The organism is Massilia sp. IC2-278 (assembly GCF_020708045.1).
In the GTDB taxonomy this organism is placed as follows: Bacteria; Pseudomonadota; Gammaproteobacteria; order Burkholderiales; family Burkholderiaceae_D; genus Telluria.
In genome coordinates this window covers 229906-253835 of record NZ_JAJFES010000002.1, presented here as the reverse complement: position 1 = coordinate 253835, position 23930 = coordinate 229906, and the positions used below count along the sequence as shown (strand labels likewise).

Genomic DNA, 23930 nt, shown 5'->3' with positions numbered 1-23930 from the left:
ATTATACCGACTCGTTGCTCTCAACTACTCTCGACCTTGAGTACTCATTTGCTGACCAGTTGTTGTCTTTAAAAGCATGTCGTGTTGACGCATGTGCCATATGTCAGCGAAGGCTTGCATCTCAGCGTTACTGAACGCCTCTGCTGCTGCCTCAAAGCACGTTAGAAGTGCAGTTGCCGCAATTTGAAGCGTTGGCACCAAGTCATCAGCTTGAGGCTTGAAGATGAGCTTTATTCCGACCCCCTCAAGGGATTCGATGTGTCGCTGCATCGCGTCAACGGTCGGATGTGCGGCGTCACCTGACAGCGGTCTGTAGACCAGAGTGTAGAACCTGCCTAACCCCACTTCGTTTGCTACACCTTCAAGATTTAAGCGATCCGGCTTCTGCATGTAGGTTTCAGCGTCGGCTAGAAGCTGTCGTAGGCTGCTCCGCTCGTCTGGCACCATAACGTCTTTGAAGAGGGGATTTTCTAGCATGAGGATGGCGAGTGTTTTGTAGTGCTTGTTGTTGTCGGCAGCTAACCGACGCGGCATGTCATGTAAAAGCGCGAGGCCCGCAATGACTATTGCTGTCTCGGCGACGCTACGAGCGACGTTCCGAGCATCGGCCAACATTCCGCGCTCAAGTAGCAGAAGGGCGGCTTGATACGACTGAAGCCCCCTAGCGAGAAAGGCTGCACTTGGAATTTGGCGTACACCGACTACCCCGGTCTTGCGAAGCATAGACATTGCTGCCCTGTTCAGCTCGTGCGCGAAAGCGAATTCCGTCGCATGTTCTTCAAGAATTGAGTCGGTCCATGCCTGAACATCATCAGAAAGAAATCCATCTTCAAGCCAGCTCATTTGGTCTCCAAGTGCAAGGGGCGTGTAAGTCATAGAGTAGCCAATTGCAACTGCATATTGTGCGGTTGGAAGCATGGTGTCCTTCCTCGTATCGCCAATTTTCGACGAGCAGACCAGCCAGCACTGACACCTTTGGGCTGCCGCTGGGACAAAACCGCACCCTGCTGTCGAATGTCCAACAACAACGACAACCAAATCTGACCTTTAACCCCTTTTTGAAATCGGCTGCTGAGCGAACCCCCAAGGGTACTTTGGCAGGGATAGGAAAAAAGCCGCCAAGCCAATGCTCTTTACCCTTCTAAGTCTGCCGTGCTGTTAACTTTGGCAAACTGACGAATTGCTAGCGGATTCCCCAATTAGAAATCTGAATTGGGTCTTGTCGCATTTGGAGGCGTGCTTGCGGCGTCGCTATGCGTTTTCCAGTGTTCCACGGATGCGCTGAGACAGCCGGGAGAGGGTCGAGCGTGAACAGCCTATAGCAGTCATCACGTGGTTCCAGCTATCTCCCCTGCTGCTGCATGGTCATGATCGCCTCGTTGCGCTGTACGTCCTCTTTGCGGCCCTCGTAGCCTCCTGCCGCTTTCAGCTTCTCAATGCCTTGTTGTTGATGCCTGCGACGGTCCGTATAGCCCTTGCGCGCGATAGCGGCCAGCATCCAGCAGCATCCCGTTAAGGGCGTCCATCATCCGTGCGGTATGATGACGCAACCAACGCCATTGTTAGAAACCCATGCCTACTATTTCCTTGCCTACAGGCGAATTCATTGAAGTCAATAGTTCTCCCGACGAATGCCCAAGATGCAACAAGCATATCCACCCCAAAGCGATAGGTGCGCAAGTGGTCGAGGCATCAAGGCGTAGAACACTGACTATGGAAGCTATATTCCTGTGTCCCAATCATGAGTGTACGTCGTTCTTCATCGCCTATTACGAGCAAAGTCTGGTTAGCCAGGGGCGCGGGTACAGCTACGTATATAAGCTAGTTACCGCGTTGCCCCGAACTCCGAAGAAACCAGCAGTCTTTGACGGCATCATTTCGCTGTCGCCGAACTTTTACGAAATCTACTCGCAAGCTTCCGAAGCGGACCAGCGAAAGCTGGATCAAGTCGCTGGGGTTGGGTATCGAAAAGCATTAGAGTTCTTAGTGAAGGACTACTGCTGCCTAAAGCGACCAGACGACGCCGAAAAAATTAGGGCGACGATGTTGGGACCGTGTATTGATAGGTACGTCACTGATGAGAACATTAGAGACTGCGCGAAGCTAGCGACTTGGCTTGGAAACGACGAAACTCATTACGTTCGCAAGTGGACGGACAGAGATATTAATGATCTGAAAGCGTTAATCAGTCTTACGCTTTCATGGGTCGAAACCAGCATTAAAACGGACCAGTATCGCTCTGCCATGCTCAACGGAGGTTCCTGAAGGATCGTTTGCAGACTTACTTTTCCGCACAGACTTCACGTAATCACTACGACAACCTTGAAAGGGTGGATCGTGAACGCCCAGTGGCAGCAACAGACGAGATTCCAGCTATCTCTACGTTGCAGCATCATCATGATTGCCTCATTGCCCTGAATGTCTTCCTTGTGGCCTTTGTGGCCACCCTCAGCCTTTAATTGGAAATGCCGTGTTGCTGGCGACGCTGCTATATTGTACGGTTGCACACAATAGGTCCTCCTCAGCAGCTAAATCGAAGAACAAGTCAGCCAACCCAAATCGTTTCGCGACTAGGAGTTCCGCAATGCTGGCTTCATGAGCGAGGCCGCTATGATTATATTCAGCCACCTCAGCTTGGAACGCCTGGCACGCGCTCAGCTAAGTTTTCTCTTTGAAAATCAAGATTTGGGACGGGATGGGGCAAAGTACCGGCCCAGCAGCGACCACGATTGATTCCATCCTCGCGCATCTTATGCGCGAAGAGTTCAGTCATCACACCCTTTCGGCCACCCATTCTTCGCTTCCTGGCCTGTTTACGTGAACTTTAGCAAACAGCGTGTTGGGAATTCACCGGGGGCAGCGTGAGGTTAAGCAGGTGTCGGAACCGGTCATCCCTCGCGGTTTCAGCCAGCGAACTTGCTCTCGGCGGCAACGACTTCCCGCCTAAGGTTCAGCGCTATCTTTACTAGAGACCGATGCGCGCTGCCTTTACGTCTTTCAACGGCCCATGGCCTGCTAGACGGCAGGTACCTCGGCGCTGCGGCGTCACTCATGTAGTATGCTGAGCACGTAGGATGCGTGAAACGTGATGTTTTGGTAGTCAACGCTGTGCTGCGAGACCAATCCAGCCAGATAGAACAGGGCCGTACGAAACTAAGCATCTATATCCCCTTCGTACTCCTTACTCTTCTGCATTCGCAGGCCGTACCCGAAGCCTGGCTTAACGCTGATAGTATAAGTACCAGACACAATGTCTTCCATAGGGCTGCTAGTAATGACATGTTTTTATAAATGTTGTTAAGTAGACTAGTAAGTTGTTGGGATGCAGTAACAATTGAGCATAGAGCACCACGATATAGTAGCTTAATTGTAAAAATGCAACTAAAATATGCTATCCTGTTAGTAACCGCAGAATTCTCACGGTTCGTCCACTGAACTGCCATCGATAACTTAAACAATGACAAAGCTTTCCCATACCGGTGCTGATGCCTACAAACGCATGCTTGAGATTTTTAACTTGCTAACGCAAACTAGTTCTATCTCTGTAGTATCGGGTTATCTGAAGAGCAAGGGGCTGAAGCATTCTGCTGGGTCGTGGGACGATTTATTGACTAAACGTATTCAGCCTGCTTTCAGTGACAATCAGATTTCTCTTGAGGAGTTGATGGATCTGTTACGTCATGCAGAAGAATCTGGGCGTCAACACGTATTTTTGTATGAAAGTAAACCTGATTTAGTTAAAGCGATGCTGGACCAAGCCGCGGTAATGCAAAAGCTTGCGGTAACAGGAATAGCGCATGTGGCTGCTGCCCCATTGATTGTCGCAGAAACACCGGTCCCACAAATTGTAGATGTCCGCTGGGAGAATAAAGCTCTGCTAGTCAAGATTGTTGCGCAGCGAATTGTGCCAAAGTTAGACGAAACAATTCATAGCGCAGATGGCTTCAACAGGAACTACAAATTGGTGCCTCATCGAGTTGTGCACCTTTTCCGTCTGCACCCCAATGGAATTCTTGAGTTAAGAGTGGCGTCGCATTCTACCAGTACACGTTATACTGAAGATATTTCACGTTTGTTCGCGATGCTAGACTTTCTCCTACCACTGGGAAACTTCAAGCCGTACTCTTTGCGTAAAGCCAAAGAGTATATTTGGAAGAACAAGGAAAATCTGGGGGATCGACTTCGTGTAGTTGATTCTATGATGAAAAACGATGATGGATATGCTTTGCGTGGAATCGCAACATCTGATGACGGAAATGTTGGCACTGACCCTGCAACAACTCAAAGCTTGGATTTGTTCAGGGGAAAAGATGGTTATTGTGACAGCTTGAATTTATATTTCTTGCCACATGGCGATCCGGCTTTTCCTACAAAAGAAATCCATGTGATTCTGCCCAGTGTTATTAACGAATTTGCTGTTCCTGGTAGGTGCAGCCATGTCGAGTTCGAACACATTTTTAATGAAATTCGAGCGTTTAATGCATAATTATCCCCTCGATAGCGAGGCGATAAAAAACTTATCTGACTATTTTTCTTCTATAAGAGGGGAAGGGCGGACTGTTTGGCTTTCGTTTGACCGCCTATTTGAGATAGCAAACCCTACCTCATTGAGCTCTCTATCCCGAATAGTGCAGGATCTTGTAGCTGGGCAGATGCTAACGCAGGTTTACCGTGTGGAATATGGATCGGGCATCACGTCGCGAAGCTACAAAAGTCTTACGGAGATTCCAGAGGTGCTTTACGACCGAGATGGAATTGAAGTTGTACCGAACGTTGTGAATACAAAAGCGTATTACCTGTTTTGTGGTGAAAATGGCTCTGTCTGATTTCGACCTTGAGCAACTGGCGGATCAGATAGTCGCAAAGTTGAACCAATCAAACGGTGTACCCACTATTGCCGCGATCACGATGCATATTGGGGAGCTAGGTTTTCCGGCTGAGGAAGAGGAAATCCTAGGCCGTATGGTTATCGCGAAGACTGCTAATCCAACGTTAAGGCCTAACCATATAGTAATGCTCGTCCATGGCATTCGCACAAATGCTGAGTGGCAGGGTATTGCAGTCAAGGAGCTTTCGCCGTACTGTAAGCGGGTCGTGCCCATTCGATATGGGTTTTTCGACTTAATCAGCTTTTGGTTTCCAATGACTTTCCTGTTCAGGTGGGTTCCTGTTGGAAAAGTAAGTGATGAGCTTCGGGCTTTGATCGCTAATAACCCAACAGCTCATGTTTCGGTTGTTGCTCATAGCTTTGGAACTTACATTATTAGTAAAGTTTTAAAGAAGCACTTTGATATTCGGTTGTTCCGACTATTATTATGTGGCGCGATCATTCCAACAAATTTCGATTGGCTTCGACTTCCAAATAAGCCTCGCGGTGGGCTTTTAAATGATATTGGATTGTCGGATAGACTTCCCGTTATGGCCGAGATTTCTACATGGGGATACGGTCCAAGCGGCACGTATGGATTTGGTACTGGTGAAATACACGATAATTTTCACGAATGCGGACATAGTGGCTTTTTTACTACGGAGCATTTGAAAAGCTATTGGATTCCTTTCTTATTCGGTGGAAAAATTGTAGTATCTCCCGCGAATGAAACTCGGAAGCAGCCTGCTTATGGTTGGGAAATTTTGCGACTCATCCGCCCAAAATATACTTTCCCTGCCATAGCGGGAGGGATTTGGTATTTCGCGAGTCCAATCTCGGGTTTTCTACGCTCTCTATTTTAGTTCCTTGGCAAGATATTCAGCGCGCAAGCTTGAGTAGCTTGCCGTCGGCAGTACACGCTTGGCTGGCAAGGCCCGCTGCAGCGATAACCTAGGAATCATCTCATAAAGTGATATACCGCCGCAGCCGCGGCCCCAGGCTGTTCGTCACCGCCAGCGGCAGCTTCTGCCATGCACTCTCGATCATCGGCCGCAAGTTCGACTTGATTCCTCCGCCGGGGCCCAGCACGGCAATCGGCGTGGCCTGCAAGGCCACGCCTTGCCCATCCCACTCGCGCCAGTCGAGCGCCACCGGCAGCGCGCCCCATTGCTTCTTGAATTTATAGGTCCCCTCGCCATAGGTCGAGCGGCCGAAGTCGAACTGGCGCACGCCGCGCTCGCACAGCTGCGACTGGATCGTCCAGTACAGCAGCATGTTCGGCGCCAGCGGGTTGTAGTCGGCGAGGGTCGATGCCCACGGAATCACGGCCTTGTCGCCGCACAGCAGCACCCAGCCGGCGCCGACCGCCTTGCCTTCGTGACGCACGATGACGATGAGCATGTCGCCGGCCGCGCTGTAGTGGCGGTGGATCGCGTCGAACCAGGCGCGGCTGTGCGGTGGGCTACCGAGGCGGCGCATGTTGCGGCTGTATACATCGTAGAACTCGGCCACTGCCGAGGCGCCTTCCGCCACCTCCGAAGTGAGCCCATTCTTTTCCGCCTTTCGCACCTGGCTGCGCAGTTTTGGTGGATAGCTCTGCATCAGGGCCGCCGCGCTGTCGGGTAGGCCGAGCAACATGCGCACCTTGCGGCCTGCCAGCGCCGCTTCGTCGAGCGCGTCCTCATGCGAGCAGCGCAGTTCCAGCCCGCTGGCCCTGGCGCCGCCGATATCCATCCGTGCACGCGCAGCCAGCGCCTCGCTCACCTGCGGCGACTCGGCCAGCGGGCCGCCCAGGTCGCAGAAGGGGAGCGAAATCCAGCGCGGCCGGCCCAGCGGACGGTTGACCGCCGACAGCGGCAGGAATCCAAGCAGCTTGCCGCCGCGGCGCGCCACCAGCGCCTGGCCCGGATAGCCATAGGCATCGGTCACCGCGCGGCGCCATGCCGCCAGATGATAGGCGCTGCCGTCCGGGCAGGCGCGGGCAAAGGCATCGAGCTCGTCGTTGCCGGGGGTATCGAGGCTGAGGTAGGAGAATTCGAGGTCGTTCAAGCGCTGCTCCTGTGTGCACCGGGCGTTTCTGGCGGTGCATGATTGATCGCGCCAGATTGTATACGATTGACAACTTCTTTCCGGCCAGGGTGCGCAAAAGTGTGGCCTGCGCACGATTCATTTTCTTACGGAACTTGTTTATCAGAAAATGCTAATATTGCATGGTGCCCTGCGGTGAACGCATCGCTTGGCCGCCGCAGCGAGCCTGCACAGACACGCAACAAGAACGGCAGACATCGGCGCCCGGTTACGCATCGTCCGGCACAGCCGCCATGTTTCAGGCAAGTTCATCCAGCATGCATGGAACGGGAGCCTTGGAAAGCGTTCAGATGCAAATACAACATCGTCCAGAAACGTCTGTTGTTGGTATTCTACAAACAGGAACCCGGTGTTGAGGCGCCTCCTGTTTCCATGCTATATTAAAAATTAGCATAATAGCAAAATTTTATTCGATAACGGAAGCTGATAATGAAAGCAGATCAGGTCGTCGCAGTAGTTGGACTGGGTTACGTCGGGCTGCCACTGGCAGTGGAGTTCGGCAAAAAAGTAAGAACGATCGGTTTCGACCTGTCGGCCTCTAAAATCGAGAACTACAAGAAATTCATCGACCCGACCGGCGAAGTCTCGACCGAACAGTTGAAGGCGGCAAGCCAGCTGGAAGTGACGACCGACCCGGCCATGCTGGCCGAGGCTGACTACGTGGTGGTGGCGGTGCCAACCCCGGTCGACATCGCCCACAATCCGGATTTCACCCCCCTGATCGGCGCCAGCACCACCGTCGGCAAGCACATGAAGAAGGGCGCGATCGTCGTCTTCGAATCGACCGTGTACCCGGGCGCCACCGAGGAAGTCTGCATCCCGCTGCTCGAAAAGCATTCGGGCCTGAAGTGGAAAGACGATTTCCACGTCGGCTTCTCGCCTGAGCGTATCAATCCGGGCGACAAGGAACACACCCTGACCACGATCCTGAAGGTCGTGTCGGGCGACGACGACGAATCGCTGGAACAGATCGCCCAGCTATACGAATCGGTGATCACCGCCGGCGTGCACCGCGCCTCGAGCATCAAGGTCGCTGAAGCGGCAAAGGTCATCGAGAACACCCAGCGCGACCTGAATATCGCGCTGATGAGCGAACTTGCGATCATTTTCGACAAAATTGGCATCGATACGCTGGAAGTGCTGAAAGCGGCCGGCACCAAATGGAACTTCCTGCCGTTCCGCCCGGGCCTGGTCGGCGGCCACTGCATCGGCGTCGATCCCTACTACCTGACGCACAAGGCCGAGATGGTCGGCTACCATCCGCAAGTGATCCTGGCGGGCCGCCGCATCAACGACGGCATGGCCAAGTTTGTTGCGGAAAAGACTGTAAAATCCATGATTTCCTCTGGCTTCCAAGTGAAGGGCGCGAAAGTCAACGTCATCGGCCTGACCTTCAAGGAAAACTGCCCGGACCTGCGCAACTCGAAAGTGGCCGACATCGTCCATGAGCTGGAAAGCTATGGCGTCGACGTCCACGTCTACGACCCGCTGGCCGAAAGCGCCGAAGCCGAGCACGAGTACGGCATCAAGCTGGAATCCTGGGACAGCCTGCCAAAGGCCGACGCGCTGATCGCCGCCGTGCCGCACAAGGAAGTACTGGCGCTGTCGCTGACCGACTTCCAGGCCAAGCTGAACGATGGCGGCTGCTTCATCGACGTCAAGTCGCAATTCGACGAGGCAGCCCTGCGCGAGGCCGGCTACTGCGTCTGGCGCCTGTAAATTTGCCTGTACCCGGGCCGCCTGCGCGGGCCCGCCTGCGCGGCGGCTGCGCCGTCTCCGGCCCCGGCGGTTCCTTGCATGGCGCAATCGAGAAAGTGTTCGGAAAACTGTGAATAAGATTCAAGACGTAAGGCAGCATCTGGGCCAGCACAGCCACCACTGGCTGGTCACCGGCGCCGCCGGCTTCATCGGCTCGAACCTGGTGGAAGCGCTGCTCGCGCTCGGCCAGCGCGTGACCGGGCTCGACAATTTCGCGACCGGGCATCGCCGCAACCTGGAGCAGGTGAAAGAATCTGTCACAAACGACGCCTGGATGAAATTTAATTTCATTGAAGGCGATATTCGCAACAAAGCGGACTGTGCGCTGGCATGCGAGGGCGTAGACTTCGTGCTGCACCAGGCCGCGCTCGGTTCGGTGTCGCGTTCGATCGACGATCCGATTGCCACCAATGAAACGAATGTCACCGGTTTCCTGAACATGCTGGTCGCCGCCCGCGACGCGAAAGTCCGTCGCTTCGTCTACGCCGCGTCGAGCTCGACCTACGGCGACCACCCGGCCCTGCCGAAGGTGGAAGACGTGATCGGCAACCCGCTGTCGCCGTATGCGGTGACGAAATATGTGAACGAGCTGTACGCGAACGTGTTCGGCCGTACCTATGGCATGGAGTCGATCGGCCTGCGCTACTTCAACGTGTTCGGCCCGCGCCAGGACCCGAACGGCGCGTATGCCGCCGTGATCCCGCAGTGGGTGGCCGCGCTGATCCGCAATGCCCCGCTGCGCATCAACGGCGACGGCGAAACCAGCCGCGACTTTTGCTACATCGACAACGTGGTGCAGGCGAACCTGCTGGCCGCGCTGGCGCCGGGCGAAGCGGCCAACGCGGTGTACAACGTGGCGCTCAACGAACGCACCAGCCTGAATGCACTGTACGCGATGATGCGCAGCCTGCTGGCCGAGCGCTTCCCGCACGTGGAAGCGCACCGCCCGGAATACGTCGACTTCCGCCGTGGCGACGTGCGCCACTCGCAGGCCGACATCACGAAAGCGGAAACGCTGCTGGGCTATGCGCCCACGCACCGCATCGAAGAAGGCCTGCGGCAAGCCATGGACTGGTATGTCCGCGACCTGCAGGGCTCGCAAGCGGTATCCGAATAAGCAAGAAGAAAGCAAGAAGAACTGGAGGGCTGACGTGTTTAGAATCTCTAACCACTACGTGTCGAAGATCGTTTCCGTACTGCTGGTCGTGGAAGTGCTGGTGCTGCTCGGCGCCGCCTACGCCGGCGCGGCCCTGCGCTACATGGACGTCGGCAACGGCGTGACCCTGCCGCCGCTCGACCATTTCTTTACCTCGGCCGTCGCCTTTGCCCTGGCCATCGTGTTCAGCATGAGCGCGATGGGCATGTACCAGCTCGACTTCGAGGACGGCCTGCGCCACCCCTTCCTGATGAAGCTCCTCCCATCGTTCGTGATGGGCTTCCTGATCCTGACCCTGGTGTTCTACATCGCGCCGGAACTGTCGCTCGGCCGCGGTATCCTGCTGCTGGTGTTCGGCCTGTCCGCGGTGGGCATCTACCTGGCGCGCATGATCTTCTTCAAGACGTCCGAGGCGCGCTTCCTGCAGTCGCGCATCATGTTCCTCGGCGGCGGTCCGCTGGCCAAGGAATGCGCCGACCTCGCCGACCGCGCCGCACGCTACCACCGCTACGACATCGCCGGCTTCATCCCGGGCGCCGGCGAAGAGTTGTGCGTGCCGCAGAACGGCCTGCTCAAGGTGCGCGAGGGCGATTCCCTGGTCAAGCTGGCGCGCCAGTACAACGTGCAGGAAATCGTGGTGTCGGTGCAGAACCGCCGCGGCGGCTTCCCGATCAAGGAACTGCTGGACTGCAAACTGCAGGGCATGAAGGTCACCGACGCCGCCACCTTCTTCGAGCGCGAGACCTGCCAGATCCGCGTCGATTCGATCCAGCCGAGCTGGCTGGTGTTCGGCGGTGGCTTCGACCAGAGTTTCGTGCGCACCTTCATGAAGCGCAGCTTCGACCTGGTGTGCAGTACCGCGATCCTGGCGCTGACCTTCCCGATCATGCTGCTGGCGGCGCTGGCCGTGTGGCTGGAAGACCGCGGCCCGATCTTTTATTCGCAGGAGCGCGTCGGCAAGGACGGCAAGAGCTTCTTCGTCCATAAATTCCGCAGCATGCGCGCCGACGCCGAAAAGAGCGGCAAGCCGCAGTGGGCGGCGCAGAACGACCCGCGCGTCACGCGCGTCGGCAACTTCATGCGCAAGACCCGGATCGACGAGCTGCCCCAGATCCTGAACGTGTTCAAGGGCGAGATGTCCTTCGTCGGTCCGCGCCCGGAGCGTCCTTATTTCGTCGAGCAGCTGATCGAGGTGGTCCCGTACTACAATGTCCGCCACAGCATCAAGCCGGGCATCACCGGCTGGGCCCAGGTGCGCTACGGCTACGGTTCCTCGGCCGAGGACGCGCTGCAAAAGCTGCAGTACGACCTGTATTACGTGAAGAACAACAGCCTGTTCCTCGACTTCCTGATCCTGATCGACACGCTCAAGGTGGTGCTGTTCCGCAGCGGCCGCTAAGCGTTTGCGGTTCGACCAGTCCCGGCTCCGGCCGGGATGCGTTTTTTGTCCTTCCCGCGCGCACCCTCCACGACCATGGCTAGTGTTTCCCTGACCAGTATTGCCGCGTTCAGCTATGGCTTCGCCGCCATCGGCTTCGCGGCGCTTGCCGTGCCGCTGCTGACCGGCTGGCGCAGGCGCGCCTATGGGCCGGTGCTGACCCTGGCCTGTGTCGCCACGGCGCTGTGGGGCGCCGCGCTGGCCGCCGCCGCAAGCGACGGCATGCTCTGGACCGATCTTAGCGACGCCATGGAAGTGGCGCGCAATGCGGCCTGGTCGCTGTTCCTGGTGGTGCTGCTCGGCGACTACCACCAGAAGGGCAGCCGCCTGCCTTTCGGCGTGCGCCCCTCGCTGTTCGTCGCCGCCGTCTGCTACCTGCTGGCGCTGGGCGCTGCCTTTGCCGGCTACTGGGACCTGGCCTTGCTCGACTCGGTGCTGCCGGTGACCGCGCGCGTGGCCCAGGCCGTGGGCGGCATGCTGCTGGTCGAGCAGGCCTACCGCAACAAGACCGCGCAGGAACGCTGGGCCATCAAGTTCGTCTGCCTGGCCATCGGCGGCATGTTCGCGTATGACTTCTATTTGTACAGCCACGCGATGCTGTTCCGCGAAGTCGACCCCGACATCTGGGCCGCGCGCGGCGTGGTGAACGCGCTGACGGTGCCGCTGATCGCGGTGTCGATGCGGCGCGCCAAGTCCTGGAGCTCGCCGCTGGCCGTGTCGCGCCGCGCCATGTTCCACTCGGCCGCGCTGTTCGGTTCCGCCATCTATTTGCTGGCAATGGGCTCGGCCGGCTACTACCTGCGCTACTTCGGCGGCAGCTGGGGCACGGTGATGCAGGTGACCTTCCTGTTCGGCGCCTTGCTGCTGCTGGCGGGTATCCTGTTCTCGGGCACCTTCCGCGCCTGGCTGAAGGTCTTCATCAGCAAGCATTTCTATAGCTACGGCTACGACTACCGCGAAGAGTGGATGCGCTTTACGCGCACCCTGTCGGAAGGCGGCGAGAACCTCGGCGAGCGCGCCATCCAGGCGGTGGCGGCCCTGGTCGAAAGCCCGGGCGGGCAGCTGTGGCAGCGCCGCGAAGGGGGAGCTGACGGCGTCGGTTCCTACGAGCCGGCCGCCAACTGGCAGGGGCCGGAAGTCGACGTCAAGGAGCCGGGCGACTCGGCCCTGTGCCGCTTCCTGGAAAGCACGCAGTGGGTGATCGACCTCGGCGAAATCGTGACCGAGCCGGAAAAATACGATGGCCTGGAACTGCCGCAGTGGCTGAAGGAGTACCCGCGCGGCTGGCTGGTGGTGCCGCTGATGATGGGGAATAAGCTGTTCGGCTTCGTGGTGCTGCAGACTGCGCGCAGCCCGATCAAGCTGAACTGGGAAGTGATCGATTTGCTCGACATCGCCGGCAGCCAGGCCGCCAGCTACCTGGCGCAGCAGGAGGCGGCGAACGCGCTGATGGTGGCGCGCCAGTTCGAGTCCTTCAACCGCATGTCCACCTTCGTGGTGCACGATTTGAAGAACCTGGTCTCGCAGCTGTCGCTGATGAACGCCAACGCCGCCAAGCACAAGGACAATCCCGAGTTCCAGGCCGACATGCTGGAAACGGTGTCGCTGTCGGTGCAGAAAATGCGCCTGATGCTGCAAAAGCTGAGCCGCATCGACGTCCAGGAAAAGCCGGCGCCGCAGCCGCTGGAAACGGTGGTGCGCCAGGCGATGGCGCAAAAGGCCGCCTTCGAGCCGCGCCCGCAGCTGCGGGTAATCGATGCCGGCCTGCGCGTGCTGGCCGACCGCGAACGCCTCGAACGCGTGCTCGGCCACCTGATCCAGAACGCGATCGAAGCCACGCCGAAGGAGGGCAGCGTGACGATTTCGCTGGCGCGCGCCGGCGAGGCGGTGCAGGTCGAGATTGCCGACACCGGCGAAGGCATGAGCGAGGAATTCATCCGCGAGCGCCTGTTCAAGCCGTTCGAGTCGACCAAGTCGGCCGGCATGGGCATCGGCGTGTTCGAGAGCCGCGAATACATCAACGAGCTGGGTGGACGCCTGGAAGTCAGCAGCCAGCCGGCGCGCGGCACCACGTTCAAGGTCATCCTGCCGCTCTACCAGCGCGATGCGCTGCTCGAGCGGGCAGCCTGACCGACGAGTACGAGACGATACGAGACGATACGAGAGCAAGAGACAAGGAACACCGTGACACAGAATAAACCGAAACTCCTGATCATCGAAGACGACCCCGGCCTGCAAAAGCAGCTGAAGTGGAGCCTGGATGCCTACGACGTGGTCGTGGCCGGCGACCGCGAAGCGGCGCTGGCCCAGATCCGCCGCCACGAACCGGCGGTGGTGACCATGGACCTGGGCCTGCCGCCCGACCCGGACGGCTCGACCGAGGGCCTGGCCACGCTGCAGCAGATCCTGGCGCTGGCGCCGGACACGCGCGTGATCGTCCTCACCGGTAACCAGGACCACGCGAACGCCGTGAAAGCCATCGGCCTGGGCGCCTACGACTTCCACCAGAAGCCCTGCGACCCCGAGGTATTGAACCTGGTGATCCAGCGCGCCTTCTTCCTGCACAATCTGCAGCAGGAAAACCGCCGCATGCAGCAGCAGCAAGCCGATTCGCCGATGTCGGGCGTGATCTCGCGTGCGCCGAGCATGCTGAAGATTTGCCGCAGCGTCGAGAAGGTGGCGCCGACCTCGGCCTCGGTCATGCTGCTGGGCGAATCCGGCACCGGCAAGGAAGTGCTGGCGCGCGCTGTGCACGCACTGAGCCCGCGCGCCAAGGAACGCTTCATGGCGATCAACTGCGCGGCGATTCCCGAAAACCTGCTCGAATCCGAACTGTTCGGCTACGAGAAGGGCGCATTCACGGGAGCGGCGAAGCAGACCAAGGGCAAGGTGGAACTGGCCCACGGCGGCACCTTCTTCCTCGACGAAGTGGGCGACCTGCCGATGCCGCTGCAAGCCAAGCTGCTGCGCTTCCTGCAGGAGCGCGTGATCGAGCGCATCGGCGGCCACGAAGAGATTCCGGTCGACGTGCGCATCGTCTGCGCGACCCACCAGAAGCTGAAGGAACTCTGCGCCACCGGGCGCTTCCGCGAAGACTTGTATTACCGCCTGTCCGAGATCGTGGTCACCATTCCGCCGCTGCGCGAGCGCGAAGGCGATGCGGCCCTGCTGGCGCACCACTTCAAGAACAAGTTCTGCGCCGCCGAGTCGCGCCCGTCGCTGCACTTCGCGCCGGATGCGATCGCCGCCATCGAGGCTTACAACTGGCCGGGCAACGTGCGCGAGATGGAAAACTACATCAAGCGCGCCGTGATCATGGCCGACGGGAACACCATCGTCGCCGACGACCTGGGCCTGCCGGGCGAGGGCCTGGAAGAAGAACCGATCAACCTGCGCCAGGTACGCGACGAGGCCGAGTACAAGGCCATCGTCAAGGCGCTGGCGCGGGTGGACGGCAACATCGTCAAGGCCTCCGAGATCCTCGGCATCAGCCGCCCGACCATGTACGACCTGATGAGCCGCCATAACATCAAGACCGGACCGTGAAGCGCCTGGCCGGCGCGCTGGCGCTGTTGGCGCTGCTGTTCGTGGGTCTAGTCGCCGGCGCGCTGGCGTATCTGCAGGCGCAGGGCGTGGCGCCGCGCGCGCTGGCGCCTTACCTGCTGCACCGCACGAGCGGCCATAACGCGCTGATCGAAGCCGCCGGCCGCGTGACGGCGGGTACCTTGCTGCGTCTGGACCGCGGTTCTTACCTGCGCCAGGCGATGCCGCCGCTGATGGTCGGCGCCCAGCCGCAGGCCGCAAGCAGCGAAGGGGGTAACGCGCGTCCGGTTGCCACGGTCGAGGAAGCACGGCGGGCGCTGGCCGCGGCCGCCCCCGGCGACGTCATCACCTTCCTGCCCGGCAGCTATGCGGTCAAGGGCAAGCTGTTCGCCAGCCGGCCCGGCAGCGCGGAGGCGCCGATCGTGGTGCGCGCCGCGCTTCCCGGCACGGTGCGGATCGCCTTCGACAGCGCCGAGGGCTTCGTGGTGTCGGCGCCGTACTGGCGTTTCGAAAACCTGGGCATCCGCGGCGCCTGCCGCTACGACGACAACTGCCAGCATGCCTTCCACGTGGTCGGCAATGCCCATCATTTCATCGCTCGGAACAACACGCTGGCCGACTTCAACGCCCACTTCAAGATCAACGGCGAAAAGGGCGCCTTTCCCGACCACGGCCTGATCGAATCGAACACCCTGTCCAACACGGGCGCGCGCCGCACCGCCAGGCCGGTGACGCCGATCGACCTGGTCGGCGCCAGCGACTGGACGGTGCGCGCCAACATCATCCGCGACTTCGTCAAGGGCAGCGGCGACCGTATCAGCTACGGCGCGTATGCCAAGGGCGGCGCCCAGCGCACGGTCTTCGAACGCAACGTGGTGCTGTGCGAGGAAAAGCTGCTGGGCGAGCGGGGGCAGCGCATCGGCCTGTCGTTCGGCGGCGGCGGCACCGGCAAGCGCTATTGCCGCGACCGCCAATGCATCACCGAGCACGACGCCGGCACCATGCGCGCCAACCTGGTGGCCGGCTGTTCCGACGTCGGCATGTATTTGAACAGCGCGGCCGGCACGCGTATCGTCGACAACACCCTGCTCGACACGGCCGGGGTGCAGGTGCGCTTCCCCACCAGCAGCGCCACGTTCGAGGGCAACCTGGTCGACGGGCCGATCCGCAGCGATGCCGGCGGCGTGGTGCGGCTGGGAGAGAACCTGGTCACGCCGATCTGGCAGCTGTATCTGGGGCGGCATCCGCAGCGGGCGCTGTTCGCCGATAGCGCGCGTGTCGATTTGCGTTGGCAGGAGGGTCCACCACGCCGTCAAGCCGGGGAGCCTGGCAGCGATCTGTGTGGCCGGGAGCGCGGGGCACAGCGCGCTTTCGGCGCATTCGAGGATTTCAGGCAGTGCCTGCGCGCCGTGCCGTGAGCGTGAAAGGCTTATCGACAGATATCTTTCGATAAGCCTTTCAAAGCAGCCTGTGCCGCCATCAACGAAAGATTTCTTTCGATAAGCGGAGAATCAATCCGGTACCGCCAGGATCACGCTCGACGCCTTGAAAATGGCCATGACCGGCTTGCCCACCGCCAGCTCCAGCGCCTCGCTGCTGTCGTTGGTCACGATCGCCGCCACCGCCACGCCGCCGTCCAGGTCGATTACGACCTCGGTGTTGACGGCGCCCGGCTGCACCCGCGACACGGTGCCGCGCAGCTGGTTACGCGCCGAGAAGCGCGCGGTTTCGTCTGCTGCAACCAGGATGATCGACGAAGCCTTGATCAGCGCAAACGCTTCGGCGCCGGGCTTGAGACCGAGTTCCTGGGTGCTGCCATGGGTGATCACGGCCACGATGCGGTGGCCGCCGGCGACGTCGAGTGCGATTTCGTCGTTGACGGCGCCGGTCTTGACCGAGGCAACTTTACCGAGGAACTGGTTACGGGCGCTGGTGCGCATGCTGATTCTCCTGATGAGCAGGTATTCGTCGGCCAGGCCTGCGCTCTGCCGTCCGAGTTGTTCGACAAAGCGCCGGTGTTCCTGTTCCACTTGCTGGAAGTTCTGCACCAGCTGGACACCGCGCGCCGTGAGGCGGGTGCCGCCGCCGCCCTTGCCGCCGGCCGCGCGCTCGACCAGCGGCTCGCCGGCGAGGTTGTTCATGGTGTCGATGGCATCCCAGGCCGCCTTGTAGCTCATCCCGGCGGCCTTGGCGGCCTGGGTGATCGAGCCGCACTCGGCAATCTTCGCCAGCAGGGTCAGGCGGTTGCCGCCGCCAAAGTTTTCGCCGCCGACGGTCAGCCACAGCTTGCCCTGCAGTTCCAGGGGCTTGTCGGAAGGCGCGCTCATGCGGCGGCCTCTTGGCAGGACAGGAAAGAGATGAAGAACATGGTGGCTCCGGTAAGGTTGCGCAGGCAGCGCGCAAGGATGCGCGATCCTACCTGTGCGTTTTCTTTTCAGCAAGTACGGGGTCGATGTCGGCATCCACGACGAGCGCGCCATGGTGGACGGCGCCATCCTGCATGCGCACCACGTGGTCGCCGAAGACCTCGGCGTCGGCCACGTCGTGGCTGATCAGGATCATCGGCAGCGCCAGCTCGCGCTGCAGGCGGTCCAATTCGCCGCGCAGCACAATCCGCAGGTCGGGGTCGAGGGCGGCGAAGGGTTCGTCCAGCAGCAGGGCTGCCGGCTGCGCCACCAGGGCGCGCGCCAGGGCCACGCGCTGGCGCTGGCCGCCCGAGAGTTCGCCCGGCAGCTGGTGCGCCAGGTGCTCGAGGTGGAAGGCGGCCAGCCAGCGTTCGACCGCCTCGCTGCTGGCCCGCCTGCCCGGATTGCGCCAGCCCGGCGTCTCGCCAAAGGCGATGTTCTGGCGCACGCTCAGGTGCGGGAACAGGGCGTAGTCCTGGAACAGGTAGCCCATGCGGCGCGCCTGCGGCTTCAGGTTGATGCGCTGCTGCGCATCGAACAGCAGGGCGCCGCCGACCATGATGCGGCCGCTGTCGGGGCGCAGCAGGCCGGCGATCGCGCGCAGCGTCTGGCTCTTGCCGGCGCCCGAAGGACCGAGGATGACCAGGCGCTGGCTGTCCGACTGCAGGCGCAGGTTCAGATGAAACGTGCGTTTGCCGGAGCGCAGGGTTTTCTGGATGTCGAGATCGAATTGCATCAAGGGATTCTAGCGGTACCCAACGCGGCCCGGGGCCAGCCGCCCCGCGGTCAGCAGCACGGCGATGCAGACCGCCGAGGTGATCAGGACCAGGGTATTCGCAATGTCGTCCTGCCCGGCCTGCACCGCCTCGTAGACGGCGATCGACAGCGTCTGGGTACGACCGGGGATGCTGCCGGCCACCATCAGCGTGGCGCCGAATTCGCCCATCGCGCGTGCGAATGCCAGCAGGGCGCCGGCCAGGATGCCGCGCCAGGCCAGCGGCAGGGTCACGCGCAGGAACAGCGCCGCCTCGGAGATGCCGAGCACGCGCGCCGCGTCTTCCAGGCGGCCGTCGACGGTCTCGAAGGCGGCCCGCGCCGGCTTGAACACCAGGGGGAAAGCGACGATGGCGGCGGCGATCACCGCGCCCTGCCAGGTGAAGATCAGGTTGATGCCGAACCAGTCCTGCAGGCTTTGCCCGATCCAGCCCTTGCGGCCCAGCAGCACCAGCAGGTAGTAGCCGAGCACGGTGGGCGGCATCACCATCGGCAGGGTCAGGATCGTGTCCAGCAGTTCGCGGCCCGGAAAGCGGCGCCGCGCCAGCAGGAAGCCGACCGCCACGCCCAACACGAGTGCAATCGCGGTGGCCCAGCAGGCGACTTTCAGCGACAGGGCGAGGGCGGTCCAGGTCGGGTGCATCGAGGATCAGCGAATCGTGTTCAAGGCTTGAGGAAGCCGTAGCGGGTCAGCACGGCCTGCGCCGCCGGGGCCTGGACCCAGGCGATGAAGCGGCGTGCCTCGGCAAGGTCCTTTGCGCCGGCGGTGGCGGCGATCGGGTAGCTGATCGCGGTCGACAGCGGCACTTCCATCGCCACTTTCACCTTGCCCTTGAAGGAGACGGCGTCCGAACCGTAGACGAAGCCGGCTTCGGTTTCGCCGCGCGCCACGTAGTCGAGCGCCTGGCGCACGTTCTGGGTCATGATCATTTTCGGGCCCAGCGGCGCCCACAGTTTGGCCGTTTCGAGGGCGTCCTGGGTGTAGCGGCCGGCCGGCACGCTGGCCGGGTTGCCGACGGCCAGGCGCGTCACCTTTTCCTGGCGCAGGTCGTCGAGGCGTTTCAGGTTCAGGGTGCTGTCGGCTGGGACCACCAGCACCAGGGTGTTGCGTACGAAGTTGACGCGCTCGCTTGGCGCCACCAGCTTCTGCTTGACGGCCGAGTCCATGGTTTCCTGGTCGGCAGAGGCGAACACGTCGACCGGCGCACCCTTGGCCATTTGCTGCAGCAGGGCGCCCGAGGCGGCGAAGTTCAGCAGCACCTTGCTGCCCGGGTGGGCGGCTTCATAGCTTTGCGCGATTTCCTTGAAGGCGTCGGTCAGGCTGGCGGCGGCCGAGACGGTGATTTCAGCTGCTTGGGAGAGGGTACTGGCCGCGAACAGAACGGCGCTGGCAAGGAAACGGCGGGTGGTCACAGCAGACACGGGAAGTCCTCCTGATGGGTTATTCCCGCCAGTGTAACAGCGTTATATACTTCCGTATATTGCGCTTCGTGCGGATGAGCCGGTGAGCGCTGCTTTACCAGGAGCGCAGCCAGTCGCGTGTCCAGTTCGATACCTGGTCTTGCCAGGGGCGGCGCGAGAAGGTGTGGTCGGCCTTCTCAATCTTCTGGCGCGTGAAGCGCGGTGCGGCGAGCAGCTTTTGCCAGGCGCCGGGACGCGATGACAGGTCGGCGAATTCCTGGGCCGTGAGGTCGGCGCCGCTCAGCACCACCAGCACGCGGCCGCCGAAGCGGGTGAGCGCGGCCTGCATGCGCTCGGGCAGTGGGGCAGTTGCCGGCGCGGTTGTACCAGGGCTGACGCTGGCTTCGGCCGGCGGGCGCGGCCTGAAGGCCTTGCCCAGGTCCTGCCACAAGCCGCGCACCGAGGCCTTCACATCGAACTGGCCGCTGGCAACCTTTTTCCACAGGCGCGCATCGAACAGGCGCGCACGATAGTAATGCTTGATGGTGGCGCGCGCCGCGCCTTCTTCGGTGCGCACCCAGGGATTCAATAGCACCAGCCCGGCCACGCGCGCATCCTGGGGCGCGTACATGGCGGCGGCCGAGGCGCCGTCGCACAGGCCCCAGAGCACGACTTCCTGCATGCCCGGCACTTCGAGGAAGAAGCGGTCGATCGCCGCGCGCAGGTCGTCGTCGACGCTGTCGAAAGCGCGCAAGTCTCCCTCGCTGTCGCCCATGCCGCGGTAGTCGAAGCGCATCGCCGGCACGCCGGCGGCGGCCAGGTCGCGCGCCAGCAGGGTGAACTGGCGGTGGCTGCCGGCGCGGTATTGCGGGCCGCCGACCACGATCAGCACGCCGCGCTGGTGCGGCGGATTCGCTGCGGCGGGCAGGCTGACGATGCCGTACAGCCAGGCGTCGCCGCAGGGGAAGGAAAGGGCGCGTTCTTCAGGCATGGGAATGGGTTATCAGGGCGGCGCTGCTGGCCGCGATCAGGTTCGGGCAATCGACGGTCTCGGGCGCGGCCCAGAACTGCGGGCCGGCGGCCAGGTGCACATTCACCCGGCTGCCCTGCAGGCGCCAGGTATCGACCACGCGCGCAGCCGCCGGCGGCAGCGGGCGCTCCGGCGCGGCCACGACTTCGCACCAGTCGATAGTGCAGCGCGGCGCCAGGGCGCGCGCATCGGCCGCGTCGATGCCATCGGCCAGCGCCGGGCCCAGCGTGTAGCCGGCGATTTCCAGCGCTTCGCCGGCTTTTAACGCTTCGCGCAGGGCGTCGGTGCCGCCGCTGTCGCTGCCGCCGGCCAGCAGTTCGCCTGCCAGTTTCAGGCGCAAAAACTGGTTCAGGTAACCCGAGCCAATCGTCACTGGCTGCCACAGCAGCAGCCGCGCCGGTGGCACCGGTGCACGCTGGGCGTGGCAAACCGCGAGCAGGGCGCCCAGGCGCAGGCCCCACAGGCCGGCCGTGCAGCCGGTCTTTTGTTCGATCCAGCCACGCGCCGCCGCGACGTCGCGCAGCCAGCCATCCCAGGATGCATCGCCGAAGTCGCCATCGCTGTCGCCGCAGCCGTGCAAATCCAGCAGCAGCACGGCAATGCCTTGCATGGCGAAGGCGCGTGCCTGCAGCGCGGCCATGCGCCGCGAACGGTTCATCTCCTCGGCGAACGGGTGCAGGTAGACCAGGGCGCCGCGCATCTCGCCCACGGGGGCGTGATACAGGCAAAAGCGCGGGCCGTCCGCTGTGTCGAGGAAAAAGGCGTCGGCGGGAGCGTGGCCGGGCGCGCCCATTTACTGTGCGCGCTCTTCGACGAAGGCGGCCAGGCTGCCGAGCGTGGCAAAGGTGCTGGCGCTGATGTCGTCGTCGTCGATGGCGATGCCGAAATGCTCGTCGAGGGCGCCGATCAGGGTGACCACGGCCATCGAGTCGAGCTCGGGCAGGCTGCCCAGCAGCGGCGAATCGGCGTTCAGGGCCTGGCCGGCGGGGCCGAGGTTCAGCACGTCGATCAGGAGGGTTTTGACTTCTTCAAGGTACTTCATAAGCTCGTCGTCGGTGTAGGGGCCGGGCGGTTGCGCGCGTTCGTTCGTGCATCGAGCAGGGCGTGCAGGCGGCGCAGTCCGGGCCAGCGGTAATAATTAACATGGTACATAGTGCGTACCTCGTCCGTCCAGCGCAGGTGCCAATCCATCACGCGGCCGTAGAACTCGATGCGGGCAAAACAGCCGGCGTCGAACAGGGCGCGCGTTGCTTCCTCGCGCATCAGCAGCGTGGGCGACCAGTTGCTCGGTACGCTTTCGTCGTAGCTGGTCTTCAGGACCACGATGCTGTCGGCGTCTTCCACGCACAGGTCCATCGCGACCAGCTGCTCGTTGAAATAATACCGGTAAACACTGGAGGAGATGCGGCTCCCTGCGTTGCGGCTTGCCAGCGCTTCGAGCATGGCGCGGTAGTAGCGGCCCTGAGCGTTATCGGCGCTGACCGCCGTACCCTTGCCGGCCTTCCAGCCCGAGCTTTCCAGGCGGCCGTAGTCGGCCACGGCTTGCGCCATGGCTGTTGGATCGCGGTCGATTTGCAGGCGCGTGGCGATGCCTTCGCGCTCCAGGCGCGCGCGCTGCTTCTTCAGGTTGCCGCGCAGGTTCTTGCCGCGCCCGGCCCAGTAGTCGTCGAAGCTGCCGTTCAGCGTCACGCGTGCGGTGTCGATGTAGTCGAGGGTGCGGGTGCAGGGGCCGTCGGCGGGCCGCGGCATCAGCATCGGGTCCATCTGGGTCAGCGCAAAGATCAGCGGAAAGCCGGGCAGGGCGCCGAGCAGGCTGCGCGCCAGCTTTTCCGTGTCCAGGCCGGGCTGCTGCAGCCACAGGCCGAGCGGCGCCTGCGCCGGCTGGAAGGTGGCCCAGGCGCCGCGCCGGGTCGGGCGCACGATGGCCATGGCGCCGACCGTGCCATCCTTGCGCCAGACGGCCAGCAGATCGCCCTCGCGGCCGAACTGTTCGACCAGCGGCGCGACGAAGTCGGCCGCCAGCAGGCTGATGGCCGGGCCGCGTGCGTGCAGGCCTTCCCAGTCGGCGGCATGCCGGGCGAAGTCGCGCGCGGGATGAATGCGCCAGCTCATGCCAGCACCGCCTTGCGCACGGCCTGGACCAGCCAGTCGACTTCCGCCTCGCGCAGCTCCTGGTGGCAGGGCAGCGACAGCACCCGGCGCGACAGCATGGCCGCGTTCGGGCAGGTGTCCGCATCCATGCCTCCCCACAGCGGATAACCGAAGCGCGTCAGCGGCACGCCCGCCGCTTTCAGGCGCGCGCACAGGGCTTCCGGATCGTCGGCCAGCAGCGGGAAGACCCAGGGGCAGGCGCCGTCGGGCAGGCGTGCATGCAGCGGGCGTACGCCAGGCAGGCCGCGCAGGGCTGTGTCCAGGCGCGCGTAATGGCTGCGGCGCAGCGCCTGGATGCGTGCAGGCGAGGCCAGCTTCAGCACGCTGCGCGCGAACAGGGAAGAGCGCTTGTCGAGCCAGCGCGGATCGAAATTGAAGCTGCTGTCCGAGGAATCCGGGGCCAGCGACTTGGCCGGGGTCTTGCGGCCGCGCTTGAGCATGCCCCAGAGGGCGCTCTTTGCGCGCAGCGGCAGCCACAGGGCCGCCTGCACGCCCGGCAGGCGGCCATAGGCGAAGCCGCGTTCGAGCGAATTGAGCAGCGCTTTCGCCTCGAAGCCGGCGCCGGCCGAGTGCACGCGCACCTTGTCCAGGCTGCGGGTTTTCGAGACCAGCGCGCCGCCTTCGTAGATCGGGAAGAACTTCATGCTGCTAGCAATCGCATAATCGCCCCAGCTGCCCAGCGGCTGGCCGGCATGCTCGCCAATGAAGGCATGGGCGCAGTCCTCGACCAGGGCAATGCCGCGCGCGTCGCACAGGGCGCGGATCGGCGCTATGTCCTGGGGGAAGCCGAAGTAATGGGTGACCATCACGGCGCGCGTGCCGGCATCGATCCTGGCCGCCAGGTCGTCCAGGTCGACACGCGCATCGGGGCCGACCCGGTAGAACACGGGCGTGGCCTCGCGCCAGAGCACCGGCGGGATCATCGAGGGGCTGTGGTAGGCCGGCACCAGCACCGTGTCGCCGGCCTGGATGCCGAGTTCGCGCAGCGCCAGCGCAATCGCCACGCGTCCGCTCGTCACCAGCCGATACGACCCTGCATCGAGCACCGTGCGCGCAGGTGCACTCGCCGCCCGCCGGAACGACGAAGCGGACAAGACCGGTGCGAGGGGAATGGCCGGACGGGTGGAAGACGAAGACGCAAGCATGGCTTCAGTATAAACCTTGTGTTGAATAATTTGCCACGGAACATGTTTAGAGCCTATCCCAGCAGGTCCGAGTCGCTGCTGGCGCGCCTGACAAGCGGGGGCGGCGTTGCTCGTCGTTGCATGGAACCACCATGCGGCCTCCTCGCGCCTTGCCCGCGCTTGCCATGCTGTCGC

The 23930-nt window shown here is 61.9% G+C and carries 21 protein-coding genes; 9 read left to right on the top strand and 12 right to left on the bottom strand.

Annotation, left to right across the window (positions count from 1 at the left end; translation table 11 throughout):
• Positions 1–24: 24 nt before the first annotated feature.
• Together LK540_RS05985 and LK540_RS05980 are read right to left on the bottom strand one after the other, a co-directional pair.
• Positions 25–918, bottom strand: a complete 894-nt coding sequence (locus LK540_RS05985; protein WP_229436133.1) for a DUF5677 domain-containing protein — start codon at positions 916–918, stop codon at positions 25–27.
• A gap of 424 nt (positions 919–1342) precedes the next feature.
• A complete protein-coding gene (locus LK540_RS05980; RefSeq protein WP_229436132.1) occupies positions 1343–1498 on the bottom strand; it encodes a hypothetical protein in 156 nt (51 codons plus the stop codon).
• Between the two features lie 74 nt (positions 1499–1572).
• Here LK540_RS05980 and LK540_RS05975 point away from each other — a divergent pair, with 74 nt between their 5' ends.
• The 3 genes from LK540_RS05975 (at position 1573) to LK540_RS05965 (ending at position 5730) form a co-directional block, all read left to right on the top strand.
• Positions 1573–2265, top strand: a complete 693-nt coding sequence (locus tag LK540_RS05975) for a hypothetical protein (RefSeq protein ID WP_229436130.1) — start codon at positions 1573–1575, stop codon at positions 2263–2265.
• Between the two features lie 1192 nt (positions 2266–3457).
• Entirely contained in the window at positions 3458–4486 is a 1029-nt protein-coding gene (locus LK540_RS05970) for a hypothetical protein (RefSeq protein ID WP_229436129.1), read from the top strand.
• A gap of 320 nt (positions 4487–4806) precedes the next feature.
• Positions 4807–5730: a hypothetical protein gene (locus tag LK540_RS05965; protein ID WP_229436128.1), complete on the top strand. Its 924-nt coding sequence runs from the start codon at positions 4807–4809 to the stop codon at positions 5728–5730.
• Positions 5731–5830: 100 nt separating this feature from the next.
• Here the strand turns inward: LK540_RS05965 and LK540_RS05960 are convergent, their stop codons facing one another.
• On the bottom strand, positions 5831–6916 hold the full coding sequence (locus tag LK540_RS05960; protein ID WP_229436127.1) for a GNAT family N-acetyltransferase: 1086 nt from the start codon (positions 6914–6916) through the stop codon (positions 5831–5833).
• 468 nt (positions 6917–7384) lie between these two features.
• On the opposite strand from LK540_RS05960, the gene LK540_RS05955 reads away from it, so the two are divergent.
• From LK540_RS05955 to LK540_RS05930, 6 genes are all read left to right on the top strand, one after another.
• Positions 7385–8674 (top strand): nucleotide sugar dehydrogenase, encoded by a 1290-nt coding sequence (locus LK540_RS05955; protein ID WP_229436126.1) that lies wholly within the window; start codon positions 7385–7387, stop codon positions 8672–8674.
• Positions 8675–8783: 109 nt separating this feature from the next.
• Positions 8784–9830: an SDR family oxidoreductase gene (locus LK540_RS05950; RefSeq protein ID WP_229436125.1), complete on the top strand. Its 1047-nt coding sequence runs from the start codon at positions 8784–8786 to the stop codon at positions 9828–9830.
• 34 nt (positions 9831–9864) lie between these two features.
• Positions 9865–11268 (top strand): TIGR03013 family XrtA/PEP-CTERM system glycosyltransferase, encoded by a 1404-nt coding sequence (locus LK540_RS05945; RefSeq protein WP_229436124.1) that lies wholly within the window; start codon positions 9865–9867, stop codon positions 11266–11268.
• A 75-nt stretch (positions 11269–11343) separates the two neighbouring features.
• Positions 11344–13437: an XrtA/PEP-CTERM system histidine kinase PrsK gene (gene prsK, locus LK540_RS05940; protein ID WP_229436123.1), complete on the top strand. Its 2094-nt coding sequence runs from the start codon at positions 11344–11346 to the stop codon at positions 13435–13437.
• A gap of 54 nt (positions 13438–13491) precedes the next feature.
• Positions 13492–14853 (top strand): PEP-CTERM-box response regulator transcription factor, encoded by a 1362-nt coding sequence (prsR, locus tag LK540_RS05935; RefSeq protein ID WP_229436122.1) that lies wholly within the window; start codon positions 13492–13494, stop codon positions 14851–14853.
• Entirely contained in the window at positions 14850–16268 is a 1419-nt protein-coding gene (locus LK540_RS05930; RefSeq protein ID WP_229436121.1) for a right-handed parallel beta-helix repeat-containing protein, read from the top strand. Before prsR ends, LK540_RS05930 begins: the two co-directional genes overlap by 4 nt.
• 93 nt (positions 16269–16361) lie before the next feature.
• Here the strand turns inward: LK540_RS05930 and LK540_RS05925 are convergent, their stop codons facing one another.
• The 9 genes from LK540_RS05925 to LK540_RS05885 all read right to left on the bottom strand — a co-directional run bounded on the left by LK540_RS05925 (position 16362) and on the right by LK540_RS05885 (position 23756).
• Complete coding sequence (locus LK540_RS05925) at positions 16362–17177, bottom strand: TOBE domain-containing protein (RefSeq protein ID WP_229436120.1); 816 nt, start codon at positions 17175–17177, stop codon at positions 16362–16364.
• An 88-nt stretch (positions 17178–17265) separates the two neighbouring features.
• A complete protein-coding gene (locus LK540_RS05920; protein ID WP_229436119.1) occupies positions 17266–17991 on the bottom strand; it encodes a sulfate/molybdate ABC transporter ATP-binding protein in 726 nt (241 codons plus the stop codon).
• 9 nt (positions 17992–18000) lie between these two features.
• A complete protein-coding gene (gene modB, locus LK540_RS05915; RefSeq protein ID WP_229436118.1) occupies positions 18001–18672 on the bottom strand; it encodes a molybdate ABC transporter permease subunit in 672 nt (223 codons plus the stop codon).
• Between the two features lie 20 nt (positions 18673–18692).
• Positions 18693–19451 carry a molybdate ABC transporter substrate-binding protein gene (modA, locus tag LK540_RS05910; protein WP_374041327.1) on the bottom strand — a complete coding sequence of 253 codons (759 nt, stop codon included), beginning with the start codon at positions 19449–19451 and terminating at the stop codon, positions 18693–18695.
• A gap of 94 nt (positions 19452–19545) precedes the next feature.
• Entirely contained in the window at positions 19546–20421 is an 876-nt protein-coding gene (locus LK540_RS05905; protein ID WP_229436117.1) for a hydrolase 1, exosortase A system-associated, read from the bottom strand.
• On the bottom strand, positions 20414–21253 hold the full coding sequence (locus LK540_RS05900; protein ID WP_229436116.1) for a hydrolase 2, exosortase A system-associated: 840 nt from the start codon (positions 21251–21253) through the stop codon (positions 20414–20416). Before LK540_RS05900 ends, LK540_RS05905 begins: the two co-directional genes overlap by 8 nt.
• A complete protein-coding gene (locus LK540_RS05895) occupies positions 21254–21502 on the bottom strand; it encodes an acyl carrier protein (RefSeq protein ID WP_229436115.1) in 249 nt (82 codons plus the stop codon).
• Positions 21499–22572, bottom strand: coding sequence for a GNAT family N-acetyltransferase (locus LK540_RS05890; protein WP_229436114.1), 1074 nt, complete (start codon positions 22570–22572; stop codon positions 21499–21501). The genes LK540_RS05895 and LK540_RS05890 overlap by 4 nt, the downstream gene beginning before the upstream one ends.
• Entirely contained in the window at positions 22569–23756 is a 1188-nt protein-coding gene (locus LK540_RS05885) for a DegT/DnrJ/EryC1/StrS aminotransferase family protein (protein ID WP_229436113.1), read from the bottom strand. The genes LK540_RS05890 and LK540_RS05885 overlap by 4 nt, the downstream gene beginning before the upstream one ends.
• Between the last annotated feature and the right edge of the window lie 174 nt (positions 23757–23930).

Coding starts and splice junctions, on each gene's coding strand:
- LK540_RS05985 (WP_229436133.1), bottom strand. CDS start 918: ATGCTTCCAACCGCACAATATGCAGTTGCAATTGGCTACTCTATGACT.
- LK540_RS05925 (WP_229436120.1), bottom strand. CDS start 17,177: ATGAGCGCGCCTTCCGACAAGCCCCTGGAACTGCAGGGCAAGCTGTGG.
- LK540_RS05970 (WP_229436129.1), top strand. CDS start 3,458: ATGACAAAGCTTTCCCATACCGGTGCTGATGCCTACAAACGCATGCTT.
- LK540_RS05905 (WP_229436117.1), bottom strand. CDS start 20,421: ATGCCTGAAGAACGCGCCCTTTCCTTCCCCTGCGGCGACGCCTGGCTG.
- LK540_RS05975 (WP_229436130.1), top strand. CDS start 1,573: ATGCCTACTATTTCCTTGCCTACAGGCGAATTCATTGAAGTCAATAGT.
- LK540_RS05885 (WP_229436113.1), bottom strand. CDS start 23,756: ATGCTTGCGTCTTCGTCTTCCACCCGTCCGGCCATTCCCCTCGCACCG.
- LK540_RS05955 (WP_229436126.1), top strand. CDS start 7,385: ATGAAAGCAGATCAGGTCGTCGCAGTAGTTGGACTGGGTTACGTCGGG.
- LK540_RS05900 (WP_229436116.1), bottom strand. CDS start 21,253: ATGGGCGCGCCCGGCCACGCTCCCGCCGACGCCTTTTTCCTCGACACA.
- LK540_RS05890 (WP_229436114.1), bottom strand. CDS start 22,572: ATGAGCTGGCGCATTCATCCCGCGCGCGACTTCGCCCGGCATGCCGCC.
- LK540_RS05920 (WP_229436119.1), bottom strand. CDS start 17,991: ATGCAATTCGATCTCGACATCCAGAAAACCCTGCGCTCCGGCAAACGC.
- prsK (WP_229436123.1), top strand. CDS start 11,344: ATGGCTAGTGTTTCCCTGACCAGTATTGCCGCGTTCAGCTATGGCTTC.
- LK540_RS05895 (WP_229436115.1), bottom strand. CDS start 21,502: ATGAAGTACCTTGAAGAAGTCAAAACCCTCCTGATCGACGTGCTGAAC.
- LK540_RS05980 (WP_229436132.1), bottom strand. CDS start 1,498: ATGCTGGCCGCTATCGCGCGCAAGGGCTATACGGACCGTCGCAGGCAT.
- modB (WP_229436118.1), bottom strand. CDS start 18,672: ATGCACCCGACCTGGACCGCCCTCGCCCTGTCGCTGAAAGTCGCCTGC.